This is a genomic window from Salmonella sp. HY31 (assembly GCF_042604575.1).
GTDB lineage: Bacteria > Pseudomonadota > Gammaproteobacteria > Enterobacterales > Enterobacteriaceae > Salmonella > Salmonella diarizonae.
Map to the genome: position 1 here is coordinate 3,140,028 of NZ_CP170479.1, position 18,231 is coordinate 3,158,258.

Below are 18,231 nucleotides of genomic sequence, written 5' to 3' on the forward strand. Positions count from 1 at the left end.
CTATCAGAATTGTTGTGAGTTATTCATTCGATTTTTGAATATAGAAAGATGCGTAAGGTATGTAAAGGCGCAAGGCCGCCACTAAGACCGAGGTAGCATACTGCCCGCCGCTGTTTTCTGACATAATAGACGGATTCGATTTTGCCTCGCAGGAGTGTGTTCATGGAATTTTCCGCCGGATTGATGCCGCTTGAAACAGCGCTGACTCAGATGCTTTCACGTATTACCCCGCTCACCGCCGTAGAAACGTTGCCGCTGGTGAACTGCTTTGGCCGCATCCTGGCGACCGATATCGTTTCTCCCCTCGATGTCCCCGGCTTTGATAATTCAGCTATGGATGGTTATGCGGTACGTGTCGCGGATCTGTCCGCCGATAAGCCGTTACCCGTCGCCGGCAAAGCATTTGCCGGTCAGCCTTACCAAGGAGAGTGGCCTGCGGGAACCTGTATTCGCATTATGACCGGTGCCCCGGTGCCGGCAGGTTGCGAGGCGGTCGTCATGCAAGAGCAAACGGAACAAACCGATGGCGGAGTGCGTTTTACCGCCGGGGTTCGTTGCGGGCAAAACATCCGTCGCCGCGGCGAGGATATTCGTCAGGATGCGGTGGTCTTTCCGGCCGGTACGCGCCTGACTACAGCCGAACTGCCGGTGCTGGCGTCGCTGGGAATTGCCGATGCGCAGGTAGTACGTAAAGTGCGCGTAGCGCTGTTCTCGACCGGCGACGAGCTCCAGCTTCCGGGCCAGCCGCTGGGCGCGGGGCAAATTTATGACACTAACCGTTTAACTATACATTTGATGCTGCAACAGCTTGGCTGCGAAGTTATCAATTTAGGCATTATTCCTGACGCTCCTTGTAAGCTTCGCGCCGCGTTTATCGACGCCGACAGCCAGGCCGATGTAGTGATCAGCTCCGGCGGCGTCTCGGTCGGTGAAGCGGACTATACCAAAACCATCCTTGAGGAGCTGGGCGAAATCGCCTTCTGGAAGCTGGCTATCAAGCCAGGCAAACCGTTTGCCTTCGGCAAACTCAATAATAGCTGGTTCTGTGGCCTGCCGGGGAATCCAGTCTCTGCAGCGCTCACCTTTTATCAACTGGTTCAGCCCTTACTGGCGAAGCTTGGCGGCAACACGGCAAGCGCTGTGCCGCCGCGCCAGCGTGTACGCACAGCATCTCGCCTGAAGAAAACACCGGGTCGTCTCGATTTCCAGCGCGGCATACTGCAACGTAACGCCAACGGCGAACTGGAGGTCACGACCACCGGGCACCAGGGTTCACATATTTTCAGCTCGTTTAGTCTGGGCAACTGCTTTATTGTGCTGGAGCGTGAACGCGGCAATGTTGAGCCGGGAGAATGGGTGGAAGTCGAGCCGTTTAATGCTCTGTTTGGAGGCCTGTAATGGCGGAACTTAGCGACCAGGAGATGCTGCGCTATAACCGACAAATTATTCTGCGCGGCTTCGATTTTGAAGGGCAGGAAGCGTTAAAAGATGCGCGGGTATTAGTGGTCGGACTGGGCGGACTCGGCTGCGCGGCAACGCAGTATCTGGCCGGCGCTGGCGTCGGGCAACTGACGTTACTCGATTTTGATACCGTTTCCGTTTCCAATCTCCAGCGTCAGACCCTGCACAGCGACGCGACGGTCGGGCAGCCGAAGGTAGAGTCCGCCCGCGACGCGCTGGCGCGAATCAACCCGCATATTACCATTACGCCAGTTAACGCGCGGCTGGACGACGACGCTATGACCAGACTGATTGCCGGGCATTCGCTGGTGCTGGACTGTACCGATAACGTTAGCGTACGTAATCAACTTAACGCCGGGTGCTATACCGCGAAAGTACCGCTAATCTCCGGCGCGGCAATTCGTATGGAAGGACAAGTTACCGTCTTTACGTATCGGGAAAACGAACCCTGTTACCGCTGCCTGAGCCGTCTGTTTGGCGAAAACGCTCTGACCTGCGTAGAGGCAGGGGTGATGGCGCCGCTGATTGGCGTGATCGGTTCGCTACAGGCAATGGAGGCCATTAAGCTGCTGGCGCATTACGGTCATCCCGCCAGCGGAAAAATCGTCATGTACGATGCGATGACCTGTCAGTTTCGCGAAATGAAATTGATGCGCAACCCCGGCTGTGAGGTCTGCGGGCAGTAGTCACTTTGCGGATAAACATACCGAAGCACGGTTTATGGCCGTGCTGCATCAACAGATAATTAAGCAGCGTTTTAAGCTGGCTGTCATTAGCGCAACCTGTCATCAGAAGCGAAGCCAGCTTACCCACTACGCCCATGAGCTCCCACTGACGATCGGCTTAAGCAGCGCGATACGCCAGTGCGGCATAATCCTAAACGCCATACCACAGTCTCAATCCGTGATGTTATACCTCGTTTAACACCTCTCTGTCAGAACCACTCCATTCGTTGATGTACATCAAGACAACTTTCATTCGAAAGTAATTTAATCTTTATATGAAATAAGAGAGGCCGTTTATGATCTTCAATATTCAGCGCTATTCTACCCACGATGGCCCCGGCATCCGTACCGTAGTATTTCTCAAAGGTTGTTCGTTGGGCTGTCGCTGGTGCCAGAACCCGGAAAGCCGCGCCCGCGCTCAGGATCTGTTATACGATGCGCGGCTGTGTCTCGAAGGATGCGACCTGTGCGCGCAAGCCGCGCCGGAAGTCATTGAGCGCGCGCTAAACGGCTTGCTCATCCATCGCGAGAAACTGACCGACGCCCATTTTTCTATCCTGGCGCATTGCTGCCCCACGCAGGCGTTAACCGTGTGCGGCGAAATAAAAAGCGTAGATGAGATCATGGCGACAGTACTGCGCGATAAACCTTTTTACGATCGCAGCGGCGGCGGTCTTACGCTTTCCGGCGGCGAACCGTTTATGCAGCCAGAACTGGCGACAGAGCTGTTTAAAGCCAGCCATGACGCCGGTATTCATACTGCGGTTGAGTCCTGTCTGCATGTCCCATGGAAATACATTGCGCCCTCACTGCCTTATATCGATCTGTTTCTGGCTGATTTGAAACATGTCGCCGACGGGCCGTTTAAGCAGTGGACCGATGGCAGCGCCTCGCGGGTGCTGGAAAATCTCAGGAAACTCGCCGCCGCGGGTAAAAAAATGGTGATTCGCGTCCCGCTGATTCAGGGATTTAATGCCGATGAGGAGGCCATTAAAGCCATTACCGACTTTGCCGCCGACGAACTGCACGTCGGGGAAATTCATTTTCTGCCCTACCACACGCTGGGCATCAATAAATACCACTTACTCAGTCAGCCCTATCATGCCCCGGATAAACCACTGGATGCGCCGGCGTTACTTGATTTTGCCCAGAAGTACGCCTGCCAAAAAGGTTTAACCGCGACCCTACGAGGATAATTATCATGACCCAACTGAAACTGGACACGCTCAGCGACCGCATTAAGGCGCACAAAACCGCGCTGGTACATATCGTGAAACCACCGGTCTGTACCGAACGCGCGCAGCATTATACCGAAATGTATCAGCAGCATCTGGATAAACCGATTCCGGTACGCCGTGCGCTGGCGCTGGCCCATCACCTGGCGGAACGCACTATCTGGATTAAGCATGATGAACTGATCGTCGGCAACCAGGCAAGCGAAGTTCGGGCCGCGCCAATTTTCCCGGAATATACCGTCTCGTGGATTGAAAAAGAGATCGACGCCCTGGCGGACAGGCCCGGCGCGGGTTTTTCCGTAAGTGAAGAAAACAAACGTATTCTGCATGACGTCTGCCCGTGGTGGCGCGGCCAAACCGTCCAGGATCGCTGCTACGGTATGTTTACCGATGAACAAAAGGGGCTGCTGGCGACTGGCATTATCAAAGCCGAAGGCAATATGACCTCCGGCGATGCGCACCTGGCGGTGAACTTCCCGCTGCTGCTGGAAAAAGGACTTGATGGCCTGCGCGATAAAGTCGCCGAACGTCGATCACGCATCAACCTGACCGTACTGGAAGATCTGCATGGCGAACAGTTCCTGAAGGCGATTGATATTGTGCTGGACGCGGTAAGCCAGCACATCACGCGCTTTGCCGAGCTGGCGCGCCAGATGGCGGGCGAAGAGACCCGCGAAAGCCGTCGTAAAGAGCTACTCACCATCGCGGAAAACTGCGAGGCGATAGCTCACGAACCGCCGCAGACTTTCTGGCAAGCATTGCAATTGTGCTACTTCATCCAACTGATTCTGCAAATTGAGTCTAATGGTCACTCGGTGTCGTTTGGTCGTATGGACCAATATCTCTACTCCTATTATCGTCGCGATGTCGAGCTAAACCAGACGCTGGATCGTGAACACGCCATTGAACTGCTGCATAGCTGCTGGCTGAAACTGCTGGAAGTAAACAAGATCCGTTCCGGTTCGCACTCTAAAGCTTCCGCGGGCAGCCCGCTATATCAAAACGTCACCATTGGCGGTCAGAATCTCACCAACGGACAGCCAATGGACGCAGTGAATCCGCTCTCTTACGCCATTCTGGAGTCCTGCGGTCGTCTGCGTTCTACCCAGCCAAACCTCAGTGTGCGTTATCACGCCGGAATGAGTAACGATTTCCTCGACGCCTGCGTCCAGGTCATCCGCTGTGGCTTTGGGATGCCGGCGTTTAACAATGATGAAATCGTCATCCCGGAATTTATCAAGCTGGGGATCGAACCGCAGGACGCTTACGATTACGCGGCGATTGGCTGTATCGAAACCGCCGTCGGCGGGAAATGGGGCTATCGCTGCACTGGCATGAGCTTTATTAACTTCGCCCGCGTCATGCTGGCGGCGCTGGAAGGCGGTCGCGACGCCACCAGCGGCAAGGTATTTCTGCCGCAGGAAAAGGCGCTTTCCGCAGGCAACTTCAACAATTTTGATGAAGTGATGGCTGCCTGGGATACCCAAATACGCTACTACACGCGCAAATCGATCGAAATTGAGTATGTGGTCGACACCATGCTGGAAGAGAACGTCCACGATATTCTCTGCTCGGCGCTGGTAGATGACTGTATTGAGCGCGCGAAGAGTATCAAGCAAGGCGGCGCTAAATATGACTGGGTATCCGGTCTCCAGGTCGGTATCGCCAACCTGGGCAACAGCCTCGCCGCCGTGAAAAAACTGGTCTTCGAACAGGGCGTTATCGGTCAACAGCAGCTTGCCGCCGCGCTGGCCGATGACTTTGACGGGCTGACCCATGAACAGTTGCGCCACCGTCTGATTAACGGCGCACCGAAGTACGGCAACGATGATGATAGTGTCGATACTCTGCTGGCGCGCGCTTATCAGACCTATATTGATGAGCTGAAGCAATATCATAACCCGCGCTATGGTCGTGGCCCTATCGGCGGCAACTATTACGCCGGTACGTCATCTATCTCAGCAAACGTGCCGTTTGGCGCCGCGACCATGGCAACCCCGGATGGTCGCAAAGCACATACACCGCTGGCGGAAGGCGCAAGCCCTGCGTCAGGTACGGATCATCTCGGCCCGACGGCGGTGATTGGTTCCGTAGGCAAATTACCTACCGGTTCAATTCTCGGCGGCGTGCTGCTCAACCAGAAACTAAACCCAACGACGCTGGAAAACGAATCCGACAAACAGAAACTGATGGTTCTGCTACGGACGTTCTTTGAGGTGCATAAAGGCTGGCATATTCAGTACAATATCGTATCGCGCGAAACACTGCTGGATGCGAAAAAACATCCGGACCAGTACCGCGATCTGGTCGTGCGTGTGGCAGGTTACTCCGCTTTCTTCACCGCGCTGTCGCCGGATGCGCAGGACGATATCATCGCCCGTACCGAACATATGCTGTAATGTACCCTGGCGCCATCCGGCAATATGTCCGAACTGCCTGATGGCGCTGCGCTTAACAGCGCCTACGCAGGTCTGTTAATCAGAAGGGAGCGGTGCCGTCAAGCACGGCTTGAATGACGTTGAGCGCGCCTTGATGGTTATTATCATCAGTGTGATAACGTGAAAGCGCTTTGATATTGTCTGCGGCATTGCCCATGGCAAAAGAGTAATGCGCCATTTTCAACATTTCCGCATCATTACCGCTGTCGCCAATGGCGACGACATTCTGTGGTGACCTGTTCCAGCGCTTTAACAGGCGACTGATGCCATTCGCTTTATGCAGTCCCGGGATAATCACCAAAGCCGCTGGTGACGGGCTTCATGATGCCATCCAGAGATACGTGCAGTTTGTCGATAACCAGCGGAATTTGTTCATCGGGCAAATTCAGGGAAAACTTAAACAGGATATCGTCAATGTCGTGATAATCGTTTACCGGCTGCAGGCGGTGATAATGTTTGGCCATCAGCGCCACGAAAGTATCGGGAGCATTTTCGCTGACATAAGCGCTTTTCAGACCACAGGCGACGAAGTTAAGCTGCTTATCTTTCAGCAGTTCGCCAATCACAATACGCGATTCATGCCGGGTTAGCTCCCCGTGAAACAACTGCTTGCCATGTTCATACACCAGCGCGCCATTTTCTGCGACGAAGGAAATTTCGTCTTTCAGTTCGGGGAAGAAGGAGATCAACTGGTAGTACTGGTTACCGCTGGCGACCACAAATTCGATATTACGTTTTTTCAGTTCCTGATACTGCGCCATGAAGCGTACACGATCGTACTGCTTGGCATCGTCGAGAAAAGTGCCGTCCATATCGGTAACGACAACGTTAACGGTCATACTTAAGCTCCTGGCTGTAACTGCGACCAGAAACATTTTAATAACAATGTGAGCAGAACCACAAATTTATTTCGAATGAAAAGTGGCTGAACGAAAGGAATAGCCGCATAAGACATTAAAGCGTCCTACCCCCCTACGTTTTCATCTCGCTTTCCGCCTTGTGATCCCCTGCAATATTTTAAACTTGCATTAGCTTTATTTTAACTTAAAGTATCATATGTAATGAATTTTACCTTCGAGCGAAGGTTAGTGAGGTTGATATGACGATTCCTTTTACCCACGAAACGCTGCCCACCGACCCAAAAGCGGCTATTCGTCAGATGAAGCAGGCGCTACGCGCGCAAATCGGCGACGTGCAGGCGGTGTTCGACCGTCTGAGCGCCACCATAGCAGCCCGGGTGGCGGAAATTAACGATCTAAAGGCGCAGGGACAGCCGATATGGCCGATGATCCCTTTTAGCGAACTGGCGATGGGCAACATTAGCGATGCCACCCGCGACGAGGTTAAGCGCCGCGGGTGCGCGGTAATTAAAGGTCATTTTCCACGCGAACGTGCGCTGGCATGGGACCAGTCGATGCTCGACTATCTGGACAAGAACCATTTTGACGAGGTGTATAAAGGACCGGGGGATAATTTTTTCGGTACGCTGAGCGCCTCCCGGCCTGAAATCTATCCTGTCTACTGGTCGCAGGCGCAAATGCAGGTCCGCCAAAGTGAAGAGATGGCGCTGGCGCAGTCGTTCCTCAACCGCCTGTGGCAGGTAGAACGCGACGGCAAGCGATGGTTTAATCCGGATATCAGCATAATTTACCCGGATCGTATCCGTCGCCGCCCGCCGGGCACCACGTCCAAAGGGCTGGGAGCGCATACCGACTCCGGCGCGCTGGAACGCTGGTTGTTGCCAGCCTATCAGCAGGTATTCGCCAGCGTGTTTAACGGCAATGTCGAGCAGTACGATCCTTGGAATGCGGCGCACCGTACCGAAGTTGAAGAGTATACGGTGGATAACACCACAAAATGCTCGGTATTTCGCACCTTCCAGGGCTGGACCGCGCTCTCCGATATGCTGCCCGGTCAGGGCTTGCTTCATGTCGTCCCTATCCCGGAGGCGATGGCGTATATTCTGCTGCGCCCGCTACTGGATGATGTCCCGGAAGATGAATTATGCGGCGTCGCGCCAGGCCGGGTGCTGCCAGTTTCGGAACGGTGGCATCCTTTACTGATGGCGGCGTTAACCAGCATTCCGCCGCTGGAAGCCGGGGATTCCGTGTGGTGGCATTGCGATATCATCCACTCCGTCGCCCCCGTCGAAAATCAGCAGGGCTGGGGTAATGTGATGTACATTCCTGCCGCACCAGTGTGTGAGAAGAATCTGGCCTATGCGCGTAAGGTAAAAGCGGCGCTGGAGACAGGCGCATCACCGGGCGATTTCCCGCGCGAGGACTATGAAACAACCTGGGAGGGGCGCTTCACGCTGCGCGATCTGAATATTCACGGCAAACGGGCATTAGGTATGGACGTTTGACTGTCGTACAGCCCCTCGCCTGTGACAATGGTGTGTCCTTTGCCTGGGCGCACCCGTCGTACCGACTCCCGTACCACCAGACGCCCATGCAACAATAACGAGCCGATGGGCGCATGCGGGCGGATCAGGCGCTGTTGCAGCATCTGTACCGCCTCCACGCCCAGCTCATCGCGTGGCACGTGCACCGCCGTAAGTGGAACATCTTCGATCGCCGCCAGATTAAACGCGTCAATACTCATAATTGAAATATCCTGCGGCACGCGCAGGCCGCGAAGACGTAACGCATTAATAGCGCCTGCCGCCATAAAATCACCGCCGACCAGCAAGGCGGTCGGCAACCGCCTTCCATCGGCTGCATCCAGCCAGGCTCCAACCTTGTCTTCCGTTTCTTTAGCGCTGAAGTTGCTGATATTCAGTAAATCTCGCTCGTCCAGAAAATCCAGGTTGTGCTGCCGCCATGACTCTTTAATGCCCGCCAGACGCTGTTCCATCGTGTAACGGCGCAGGCACATGACGTTCATTACCTCCCGATGTCCCATCTCAAAAAGATAGCGGGCGGCAAAAGCGCCAATCAGACGATGGTCTGGCGCAATTAAGGGCAGCCGCATCCGATCATCGCGACAATTGATCAATACGCAGGGTTTAGCGAGATCCACCGCCAAATCGTGAATATGCGGATCATCAATACCAATCAGGATCGCCGCCTGAGTCTCCGCATCATTCACTCTGGCCAGAAACAGCGCCGGGTCACTGTCGTTCTCTTCCAGCGCACAGTAGCGCAGGCGTACTTCATGCGGCGCGAGCGCTTTACTGATGCTCTGGATTACGCGGTAGTAAAAAATATCCAGTCGCTCATCAAACGCCCGCGGCGGCGCGAAAACAAGCAAATTGTTAAGCAACAGGCGGCCTGCGGCCATACCTTCCATTACCCCCAACTCGCGGGCGCAGGCCAGAACCTCTTTACGCGCGTGGTCGCTGGTATTTGATTTCCCGGACAACACGCGCGACACCGTACTGGCAGACAGTCCGGTGCGTGCGGCAATTTCTGCGATTTTCAGCTTCTTTTCCATTTTGTGATCCACTTCAAATTCAGAAATGAAAGAAATTTCATAGCCAAAAAAACCCGGCTTGCCTGACCTGAAAAAGGTGTTTGTACCCTAGCGTAGCGCGTGATGAAAAAACGTGCACAAAACCCGCTTTTCGGCGCTTTTTCACTCTCTTATTGTGAACTGACAGAACAGCTTCCCCCAGTAATAGTGGAAATTTCAAAAAATAAAATAATAAAAATCAAAACGTTAAATAATGTGGTGTAACCGTTTTCTCAACAACTGTTCCGCCGCGCCCTATACCATTACGTGGAGACCCTTATGAGCCAGGGCATCAATAATAATATGGCCGCCAGCAAACCCCGCCGCGTAGTAAAAAATCTGCGTTGGTGGATGCTGATCCTCTTTTTGCTTGGCGTCACCGTTAACTACATCACTCGCAATTCGCTGGGCATTCTGGCGCCGGAACTGAAAAGCAGTCTGGGGATCACCACCGAGCAGTATTCGTGGATTGTCGGTGCGTTCCAGCTAGCCTATACCTTGTTCCAGCCGCTGTGCGGTTGGCTAATTGACGTGATTGGCCTCAAGCTGGGCTTTATGATCTGCGCCGGATTGTGGGCGCTGACCTGCTTACTTCATGCTGGCGCTGGTAGCTGGTTACAGCTTGCTATTCTGCGTTTTTTTATGGGCGGCGCGGAGGCGGCTGCGACCCCGGCCAATGCTAAAACCATTGGCGAATGGTTCCCGAAATCCGAACGCCCTATCGCGTCGGGTTGGGCAGGCGTCGGCTTCTCTATCGGCGCAATGTTGGCGCCGCCCATCATTTACTTTGCCCATGCATCTTTTGGCTGGCAGGGCGCGTTTATGTTTGCCGGCGTGCTGGCGATGTTGTGGGTCATACTGTGGTGGATATTCTATAACACGCCGGATAAACACCCGAACCTGAGCCAGAGTGAACTGGACTATATTCACCAGGATAATGAAACTCCGGCGATAAAATTACCGTTCCTCACTGCGTTAAAAACGGTCGCCAGGGATAAACGTTTCTATGGGATCGCTATCCCGGCTTTTATGGCGGAACCTGCCTGGGCAGTACTGAGCTTCTGGGTGCCGTTATATCTGTCAAAAGAGCTGGGTATGGATCTTAAGCAAATCGCCATGTTCGCCTGGCTGCCATTCCTCGCCGCCGATCTCGGTAGCGTTGCCAGTGGTTATCTGACCAGGCTCTATACCCGTATTTTCGGTTTTACCCGCATCAACTCGGTCGTCGCGAGCTCCGTTACCGGCGCATTTCTGATGATTTCACTGGCGATCGTCACCTTCACCAAAAGTCCCTATATCACCATCATCCTGATTTCCATCGGCGGCTTCGGCCATCAGATCATCTCCTGCATGTTAAGCGCGCTGGTCGTGGAGTCGTTCGATAAGGGACAAATGGCGACCGTTAACGGTATGCGCGGTTCTGCCGCATGGATCGCGAGCTTTCTGTTTTCCCTGATTATCGGGGTGACAGCCGACAAAATTGGCTTCAACCCGCTGTTTATCGCCATGGGCTTCTTCGACCTGATTGGCGCCTTCTTCCTGGTCACTTTTATTGCTGAACGTCGCGCAAAACGCGCCTGAGAGTGAATGTAAATATGAAAACGCTGAAGAACTGGGTATTGCAAAAACAGTTATCCCACCACGTTGAACTACTGGTCGACGGCCAGCATACGCTGTGTCTTTACGTGCTGGAGGAGAATCTGTTTCGTATGCTGATAAAACGCAAAGGCGAACTGGCGCTGGACCGCACCTGGAGTATCGTTCCTGTGCAGGATGTACCGTGGAAAGGCCGCAAGCGAGAAGACCTCAGCGGCTTTACCCTGCCCGCCTGGACACTACGCCAGCAAGACGGTACGCTGATTGTCGCTACCGAATCGCTGCGCGCTACCGTCCACCAGCCGCTGTGGATTGAATGGCAATACCGCAATAACGAAGGCAAGTGGCAGCCATTGGTTAACGACCGCCCAACCGGCGCCTATCTGCTGAACGCCCACGGCGACGGCGTGGCCCACTATCAACACCGCCGTAAGGACGAGCGTTTTTATGGTTTGGGCGATAAAGCAGGCGATCTACAGCGTACCGGAAAACGCTATGAAATGCGCAATCTTGACGCGATGGGTTACAACGCAGTCAGCACCGATCCGCTGTATAAACATATTCCGTTTACCATTACCCGCCGCGATGACGTTAGCTTCGGGCTGTTTTATGACAACCTCAGTAGCTGCTGGCTGGATCTGGGCAATGAAATTGATAACTACCACACCGCCTACCGTCGCTGGCAGGCGGAAGCGGGCGATATCGACTACTACCTGTTTACCGGCGAGCGTGTGCTTGACGTCACCAAAGCCTTTGTTCGCCTGACCGGGAAAACGCTGTTCGGGCCGAAGTGGAGCCTGGGCTACAGCGGTTCGACTATGCATTACACCGATGCGTCGGATGCGCAAAACCAGTTGATGAAATTTATTCGCCTGTGCGACGAACATGCCATTCCGTGTGATTCCTTCCAACTCTCTTCAGGTTATACCTCGATTAACGGCAAGCGCTACGTGTTCAACTGGAACTACGACAAGGTGCCGCAGCCGAAGGTGATGAGTCAGGCATTCCACGACGCGGGACTACATCTGGCGGCCAACATCAAACCGTGCCTGTTGCAGGATCACCCGCGCTATCACGAAGTGGCGGAACAAGGGTTATTTATCCGCGACTCCGAAAACGATACGCCGGAACGCTCCAGTTTCTGGGATGATGAAGGCTCCAATCTCGACTTTACTAACCCGCAAACTGTCGCCTGGTGGCAGAATGGCATTACCACGCAATTGCTGGAGATGGGCATCGACGCCACCTGGAACGATAACAACGAATTTGAAGTGTGGGACGGCGAAGCGCGCTGCCACGGCTTTGGCAATGAGATAGCCATTAAACATATTCGCCCGGTGATGCCGCTGTTGATGATCCGCGCGTCGATGGAAGCGCAGCAACGCTTTGCGCCGACAAAACGCCCGTATCTGATCTCCCGTTCAGGCTGCGCCGGGATGCAGCGCTACGTACAAACATGGAGCGGCGATAACCGCACCAGTTGGGATACCCTGCGCTACAACATTCGCATGGGGCTGGGGATGAGCCTCTCCGGGCTGTATAACCTGGGCCACGACGTCGGCGGTTTCTCCGGCGATAAACCAGACCCGGAGCTATTTGTGCGCTGGGTACAGAACGGCGTGATGCACCCACGCTTTACTATCCATTCGTGGAACGACGACCATACGGTCAACGAACCGTGGATGTATCCGGGCGTCACGCCAGCGATTCGCAGCGCCATTGAGCTACGCTACCGTCTGTTGCCCTACTTCTACACTCTGTTATGGCTGGCGCATGCCGACGATGAGCCGATGCTGCGCCCTACTTTCCTCGACCACGAGCACGACGCGCAGACTTTTGAGGAGTGCGACGACTTCCTGCTGGGACGCGATATTCTGGTCGCAAGTGTCGTCATACCGGGCGAACGTCAGCGCCGCCTCTGGCTGCCGGACAACGAAACGGGTTGGTATGATTTCTACACTGGCGCGTGGTTCAGCGGCGGTCAGTGGATTATCGTCGACGCGCCGCTGGAAAAACTGCCGCTGCTGGTACGCGCAGGCGCGGGACTGCCGCTGAGCGATCGCATCTCCTACGTGAACGCGGCTAAAGATACCTCGCGTGAGCTAAAACTGTTCCCGGTGAAAGGCGCAGGCGTATCGTCAGGACTACTGTTTGAGGATGACGGCGAGTCATGGGGGTATAAGGAAGGTCACGCGCTGTGGCTGGAATGGGAGATGGTCTGTACCGCCACGACGATTGATCTGACGATAAACGCGCGCGGCGATTATCGCCCGGCGTGGCAAACATTGCAGGTATCATTACCGCCAGGAGAAAAACGCAAGCTGCGGGTAAATAATGAAGACAGGAGTGAGTGGGCACGGTAGTAAATATTGTCGTTTTACCGGACCTACGCGTCAGGATACGTAGGTCCGGTAAGCGTAGCGCTACCGGGCGTCAGTTTTTAGCTTTCAATCCCTTTACTACGCAAATAATCGTCGTAGTTGCCGCTAAAGTCCACCACGCGCTCCGGCGTAATTTCAATGACGCGGGTCGCCAGCGAGCTGACGAACTCACGGTCGTGTGAAACAAAGATCAGCGTGCCCTGATACAGCTCCAGCGCCATATTCAGCGACTCGATCGACTCCATGTCCAGGTGGTTAGTCGGTTCGTCCATGATCAGGATATTCGGCTTTTGCATCATCAACTTGCCGAACAGCATACGGCCCTTCTCGCCACCGGAGAGTACTTTCGCAGGCTTTTTGATGTCATCCTGGCTAAATAGCAGGCGGCCCAGAATACTGCGCACTGCCTGCTCGTCGTCGCCTTCCTGCTTCCACTGACTCATCCATTCAAACACCGTCAGGTCATTTTCGAATTCATATTCGTGGTCCTGCGCGTAGTAACCAATACGCGCGTTTTCCGACCATTTAACGGTGCCGTGATCGGCGTCCAGATCGCCAACCAGCGTCTTCAGCAGCGTAGATTTACCCACGCCATTGGTGCCGAGTACCGCCAGCTTCTCACCGACTTCGAGCAGCAAATTGACATTTTTAAACAGCGGACCGTTATCAAAACCTTTCGTTAGCGCTTCCACTTCCAGAGCGTTACGGAACAGTTTTTTATCCTGCTCAAAACGGATGAACGGGTTCTGACGGCTGGAGGCTTTCACCTCTTCCAACTTGATTTTATCGATCTGCCGCGCGCGCGACGTTGCCTGACGCGATTTAGAAGCGTTGGCGCTAAAACGGCTGACGAAAGATTGCAGCTCGGCAATTTGCGCTTTTTTCTTCGCATTATCGGCCAACAGACGTTCACGCGCCTGGGTCGCCGCCGTCATATACTCATCATAGTTACCCGGATAGACGCGCAAATCACCGTAATCCAGATCCGCCATATGCGTACAGACCATGTTCAGGAAGTGACGGTCGTGCGAAATGATGATCATCGTGCTGTCGCGCTCGTTCAGCACCTGCTCCAGCCAACGGATAGTATCAATATCCAGGTTGTTGGTCGGTTCGTCGAGCAACAGGATGTCCGGATTAGAGAATAACGCCTGCGCCAGCAGCACACGCAATTTCCAGCCTGGCGCGACTTCACTCATCAGACCGTAATGCTGCTCCAGCGGGATGCCCACCCCCAGCAGCAGTTCGCCCGCGCGCGCCTCAGCGGAATAACCGTCCATCTCGCCGTATTTTACTTCCAGATCGGCGACTTTATAACCGTCTTCTTCGCTCATTTCCGGCAAGGCGTAGATACGGTCGCGCTCCTGTTTGACTTCCCACAGTTCGCCATGTCCCATAATGACAGTATCAAGTACGGTGAACGCTTCAAAAGCGAACTGGTCCTGACGCAGCTTACCGATGCGCTCATTCGGATCGAGGGAAACATTGCCCAGCGTCGGCTCCAGGTCGCCGCCGAGGATTTTCATAAAAGTGGACTTTCCGCTACCGTTGGCGCCGATCAGGCCGTAACGGTTGCCGCCGCCAAATTTGACGGAAATGTTTTCGAACAGCGGCTTACTGCCGAACTGCATGGTAACGTTGCTGGAAACTAACACAGGCTTATCCTGAAAAAAGATGTGACAAACCGCTTATTATGCCACAAGTCTGAAATAAGATCGCTCCCTGTGACAAAGGGCTACACTGAACCGTAAGGGGAAAAAAACGTGATTTCGTACACATCTGAATTCCCTGTTTACTGGAATGCACCTATAATGCGCTCCCAACATGACAGAATTCTCAACCCACTAGCCTGCTTGGCACAGAATCTCGCATAACATGAATATGAAATTAACAACGCTTTTCGCGGCGGCTTTCGCTGTAGTTGGTTTTTGTAAAACAGCCTCAGCAGTCACTTACCCGCTGCCTACCGATGGCAGTCGTTTAATTGGGCAAAATCAGGTCATCACCGTTCCGGAGGGCAATACCCAACCGCTGGAGTATTTCGCCGCGGAGTATCAGATGGGGCTGTCCAACATGCTGGAAGCCAACCCTGGCGTGGATACCTTCCTGCCGAAGGGCGGTACTGTGCTGAATATTCCGCAACAACTGATCCTGCCGGATACCGTCCACGAAGGCATTATCATCAATAGCGCGGAAATGCGCCTCTATTACTACCCTAAAGGCACGAACACCGTTATCGTCCTGCCGATTGGGATTGGTCAGTTAGGTAAAGACACGCCTATCAACTGGACGACCAAAGTTGAACGTAAAAAAGCCGGTCCGACCTGGACGCCTACGGCGAAAATGCACGCTGAATACGCCGCTGCCGGCGAGCCGCTGCCTGCCGTAGTGCCTGCGGGCCCGGATAACCCGATGGGCCTGTACGCGCTGTACATTGGTCGCCTGTATGCTATTCACGGCACCAACGCCAACTTCGGCATCGGGCTTCGCGTGAGCCACGGTTGCGTGCGTCTGCGCAACGACGATATCAAGTTCCTGTTTGAAAATGTGCCGGTCGGCACCCGCGTGCAGTTTATTGATGAACCGGTAAAAGCCACCACCGAGCCGGACGGCAGCCGTTACATTGAGGTGCATAACCCGCTGTCAACGACGGAAGCGCAGTTTGAAGGTAAGGAAGCGGTGCCGATCACGCTTAATAAGAGTATCCTGGCCGTCACCAACGAGCCTGACGTTGATCAGACCATCGTACAACAGGCGGTTCAGGATCGTTCCGGGATGCCGGTTCGTCTGAACTGACAGGCTCTGCCTACGAAGCCCGATAGACACTCTCGGGCTTCTCTTACGACATCAGTTGCAATAATCCATATCCCACCAACGCCGCCCATGCCAGCATCGGCAGCGAATAAAGATGAAATCGCCACCAGATTCGGCGATCGTTCGCCATTCGTAAAGCAATAAGATTCGCCAGCGACCCCGGCAGCAGACCAAAACCGCCGATATTCACCGCCCACGCCAGCAGCGTCGAGGCCGGTACATAGTTCAGCAGGAGAATGGTACTGGGCACATTACTGATAACCTGCGACAGGCCGATAGCGGTTAGCCAAAGTCCCAGGTGAGACAATGCGCCAACCTGGTTGAAAACGCCCTGCAACGTAGGCAGTTGCGTCAGCAGATGGACATCAATAAACATCGCCATAAATACCAGCAGCAGCGTCCAGTCCACGCTGACTATCACCCTGCGCGCCAGCGCAATAAACCCGACCGCGACCAACACCAGTCCCCATAAGTCTTGCCTGAACTCCAGCGCGGTAAGAAAAACGATATATAATCCCAGGCAACTCCACACCAGACGGGGCTGCCACTGCGGCGAACGCGTACCGGTATGGTACTGTAACGCCCTACCCGGAAAACAAAACCAGCACAAGAGCAGTAACGTCAGCATCATCATGACGGCAAGCGGCGCCATTTGCCCGCTAAATTCAGCAAAGGTTAAGCCGGAGCGTCCCCACAACAGAATATTTTGCGGATTACCGACAGGCGTCAGCAGCGAACCGGCGTTCACCGCCAACGCTTCAAAAATAATCAATCGGTTGACCGGAATCGCGCACAGTTTTTTCAACGTTATCGTCAGCGGCACAACGATAAACAACGCAACATCGTTTGTCAGAAAGGTCGACAGTGCCGCCGCAGCCAGCACCAGGAACATCGCCAGTTGCCGCTCGGTATGAAATCGGCGCGTCATCTTGCGCCCCAGCACATCAAAATAGCCGCTTAACTCAACGCCTTTGGTGAGCAGCATCAAACCACTGAGGGTAATAATGGTGTGCCAGTCAATCGCGTCAGGCCAGGCACGAGGCGCAAAAGGAACAAACAGGCTTAACGCAATACCCACAATGATCAACAACTGAAAAAAACGGTCTCGCCGCAGCGCCCGTAAAAAAGCCAGATTCATTCTACAGGCGTTCCATGCTGTTGCGTGAAGGCCAAAAAGGCATCCAATGTTTCCTGGCTGACATGATGTTCCATCCCTTCCGCATCACGACGCGCAATTTCCGGACTTACGCCTAACACCAGCAAAAAATTTTCGACGATTTGATGCCGCTCGCGGCTTTCCTGCGCCAGTTTCTCCCCTTCCGGCGTCAGAAAAACGCCGCGCCAGGGGATCATTTGAATAAATCCTAACGATGCCAGGCGTTTAAGCATTTTGGCCACGGTCGGCTGGGACACGCCGAGCCGCGCCGCCATATCCACCTGACGCGCTTCCCCTACCTCAATAATTAAATCGGAAATCAGCTCAACGTAGTCGTCTATCAACTCACGGCGATGCGCCTCTCTGACCTGACGAAATCCTTCAACGTGTTCTTCTACGTTCACCAATTGCGTCACTTTTTTTGTTGTTGGCGTACCTGCGCGACGACTCATTTTGCTTCCTCGTTTCTGTGACGCGTTAACGCGTCAGCTGACAGAGCGCTCATTGTAAACCAGAGTTGTCCGGGCACAAAAAATTAACGTTTTAGCAATAGCTATAAAACATAGCCTGTGCTATATCTGTATGTAATGCAGACATCCCTCACGGATCGATGGGATAGAAACATCAGGAGGTTTATATGAACGAATTTAAGAGGTGTATACGCGTGTTCAGTCACTCTCCCTTTAAAGTCCGGTTAATGCTGCTCTCTATGTTGTGCGATATGATCAACGGCAAACCGGAGCAGGATAACTCTTCCACGAAATAAGGCGGCGTCGCGGTACGCCGCCTTATTTTGCATCCTCAACGGAAATGGCGCTCATTTCCCCTGTTTTTTTGTGGTTTTGTTATTCTCTTCGCAAAACATTTTCTTTCCGGCGGTTGACCTTCTTACCCACACGCTCTATCTTCTGGCAGCCCTGAATATTTTGCGACTCGCCGTTGCGAACCCAATACATTTTTTACGCATAATCA

The 18,231-nt window shown here is 53.9% G+C and carries 13 protein-coding genes and 1 pseudogene; 9 read left to right on the forward strand and 5 right to left on the reverse strand.

The window, feature by feature from the left end:
* Window positions 1-162: 162 nt before the first annotated feature.
* From moeA to ACE15A_RS14940, 4 genes are all read left to right on the forward strand, one after another.
* Window positions 163-1,398: a molybdopterin molybdotransferase MoeA gene (gene moeA / locus ACE15A_RS14925; protein WP_023246521.1), complete on the forward strand. Its 1,236-nt coding sequence runs from the start codon at window positions 163-165 to the stop codon at window positions 1,396-1,398.
* Window positions 1,398-2,147, forward strand: coding sequence for a molybdopterin-synthase adenylyltransferase MoeB (gene moeB / locus ACE15A_RS14930; protein WP_023246520.1), 750 nt, complete (start codon window positions 1,398-1,400; stop codon window positions 2,145-2,147). Before moeA ends, moeB begins: the two co-directional genes overlap by 1 nt.
* A gap of 335 nt (window positions 2,148-2,482) precedes the next feature.
* A complete protein-coding gene (locus tag ACE15A_RS14935; protein WP_053510057.1) occupies window positions 2,483-3,382 on the forward strand; it encodes a glycyl-radical enzyme activating protein in 900 nt (299 codons plus the stop codon).
* A 5-nt stretch (window positions 3,383-3,387) separates the two neighbouring features.
* Window positions 3,388-5,820 carry a glycyl radical protein gene (locus ACE15A_RS14940; protein ID WP_023246517.1) on the forward strand — a complete coding sequence of 811 codons (2,433 nt, stop codon included), beginning with the start codon at window positions 3,388-3,390 and terminating at the stop codon, window positions 5,818-5,820.
* Window positions 5,821-5,899: 79 nt separating this feature from the next.
* Here ACE15A_RS14940 and ACE15A_RS14945 read toward each other — a convergent pair.
* A pseudogene (locus tag ACE15A_RS14945) lies at window positions 5,900-6,698 on the reverse strand (Cof-type HAD-IIB family hydrolase).
* A 260-nt stretch (window positions 6,699-6,958) separates the two neighbouring features.
* Between ACE15A_RS14945 and ACE15A_RS14950 the strand changes: the two are divergent.
* Window positions 6,959-8,224, forward strand: coding sequence for a DUF1479 domain-containing protein (locus tag ACE15A_RS14950; RefSeq protein ID WP_053510059.1), 1,266 nt, complete (start codon window positions 6,959-6,961; stop codon window positions 8,222-8,224).
* Here ACE15A_RS14950 and ACE15A_RS14955 read toward each other — a convergent pair.
* Window positions 8,191-9,294: a LacI family DNA-binding transcriptional regulator gene (locus tag ACE15A_RS14955; RefSeq protein ID WP_053510061.1), complete on the reverse strand. Its 1,104-nt coding sequence runs from the start codon at window positions 9,292-9,294 to the stop codon at window positions 8,191-8,193. The two genes, ACE15A_RS14950 and ACE15A_RS14955, sit on opposite strands and share 34 nt — an antisense overlap.
* 297 nt (window positions 9,295-9,591) lie before the next feature.
* On the opposite strand from ACE15A_RS14955, the gene ACE15A_RS14960 reads away from it, so the two are divergent.
* Window positions 9,592-10,893 (forward strand): MFS transporter, encoded by a 1,302-nt coding sequence (locus ACE15A_RS14960; RefSeq protein WP_053510063.1) that lies wholly within the window; start codon window positions 9,592-9,594, stop codon window positions 10,891-10,893.
* A gap of 14 nt (window positions 10,894-10,907) precedes the next feature.
* Window positions 10,908-13,271, forward strand: a complete 2,364-nt coding sequence (locus ACE15A_RS14965; protein ID WP_053510064.1) for a TIM-barrel domain-containing protein — start codon at window positions 10,908-10,910, stop codon at window positions 13,269-13,271.
* A gap of 77 nt (window positions 13,272-13,348) precedes the next feature.
* On the opposite strand, the gene ACE15A_RS14970 is transcribed toward ACE15A_RS14965, so the two are convergent.
* Entirely contained in the window at window positions 13,349-14,944 is a 1,596-nt protein-coding gene (locus ACE15A_RS14970; protein ID WP_000961434.1) for an ABC-F family ATPase, read from the reverse strand.
* 220 nt (window positions 14,945-15,164) lie between these two features.
* Between ACE15A_RS14970 and ldtB the strand changes: the two genes are divergently transcribed.
* Window positions 15,165-16,085 carry a L,D-transpeptidase gene (ldtB, locus tag ACE15A_RS14975; protein WP_023246511.1) on the forward strand — a complete coding sequence of 307 codons (921 nt, stop codon included), beginning with the start codon at window positions 15,165-15,167 and terminating at the stop codon, window positions 16,083-16,085.
* Between the two features lie 43 nt (window positions 16,086-16,128).
* Here the strand turns inward: ldtB and ACE15A_RS14980 are convergent, their stop codons facing one another.
* Window positions 16,129-17,241 (reverse strand): anion transporter, encoded by a 1,113-nt coding sequence (locus ACE15A_RS14980; protein WP_053510066.1) that lies wholly within the window; start codon window positions 17,239-17,241, stop codon window positions 16,129-16,131.
* On the reverse strand, window positions 17,238-17,711 hold the full coding sequence (gene mntR, locus ACE15A_RS14985; RefSeq protein WP_023246509.1) for a manganese-binding transcriptional regulator MntR: 474 nt from the start codon (window positions 17,709-17,711) through the stop codon (window positions 17,238-17,240). Before mntR ends, ACE15A_RS14980 begins: the two co-directional genes overlap by 4 nt.
* 185 nt (window positions 17,712-17,896) lie before the next feature.
* Between mntR and mntS the strand changes: the two genes are divergently transcribed.
* The gene (gene mntS, locus ACE15A_RS14990; protein ID WP_023246508.1) at window positions 17,897-18,025 is read left to right on the forward strand and encodes a manganase accumulation protein MntS; all 129 of its coding nucleotides are present in this window, start codon (window positions 17,897-17,899) and stop codon (window positions 18,023-18,025) included.
* Window positions 18,026-18,231 lie beyond the last annotated feature (206 nt).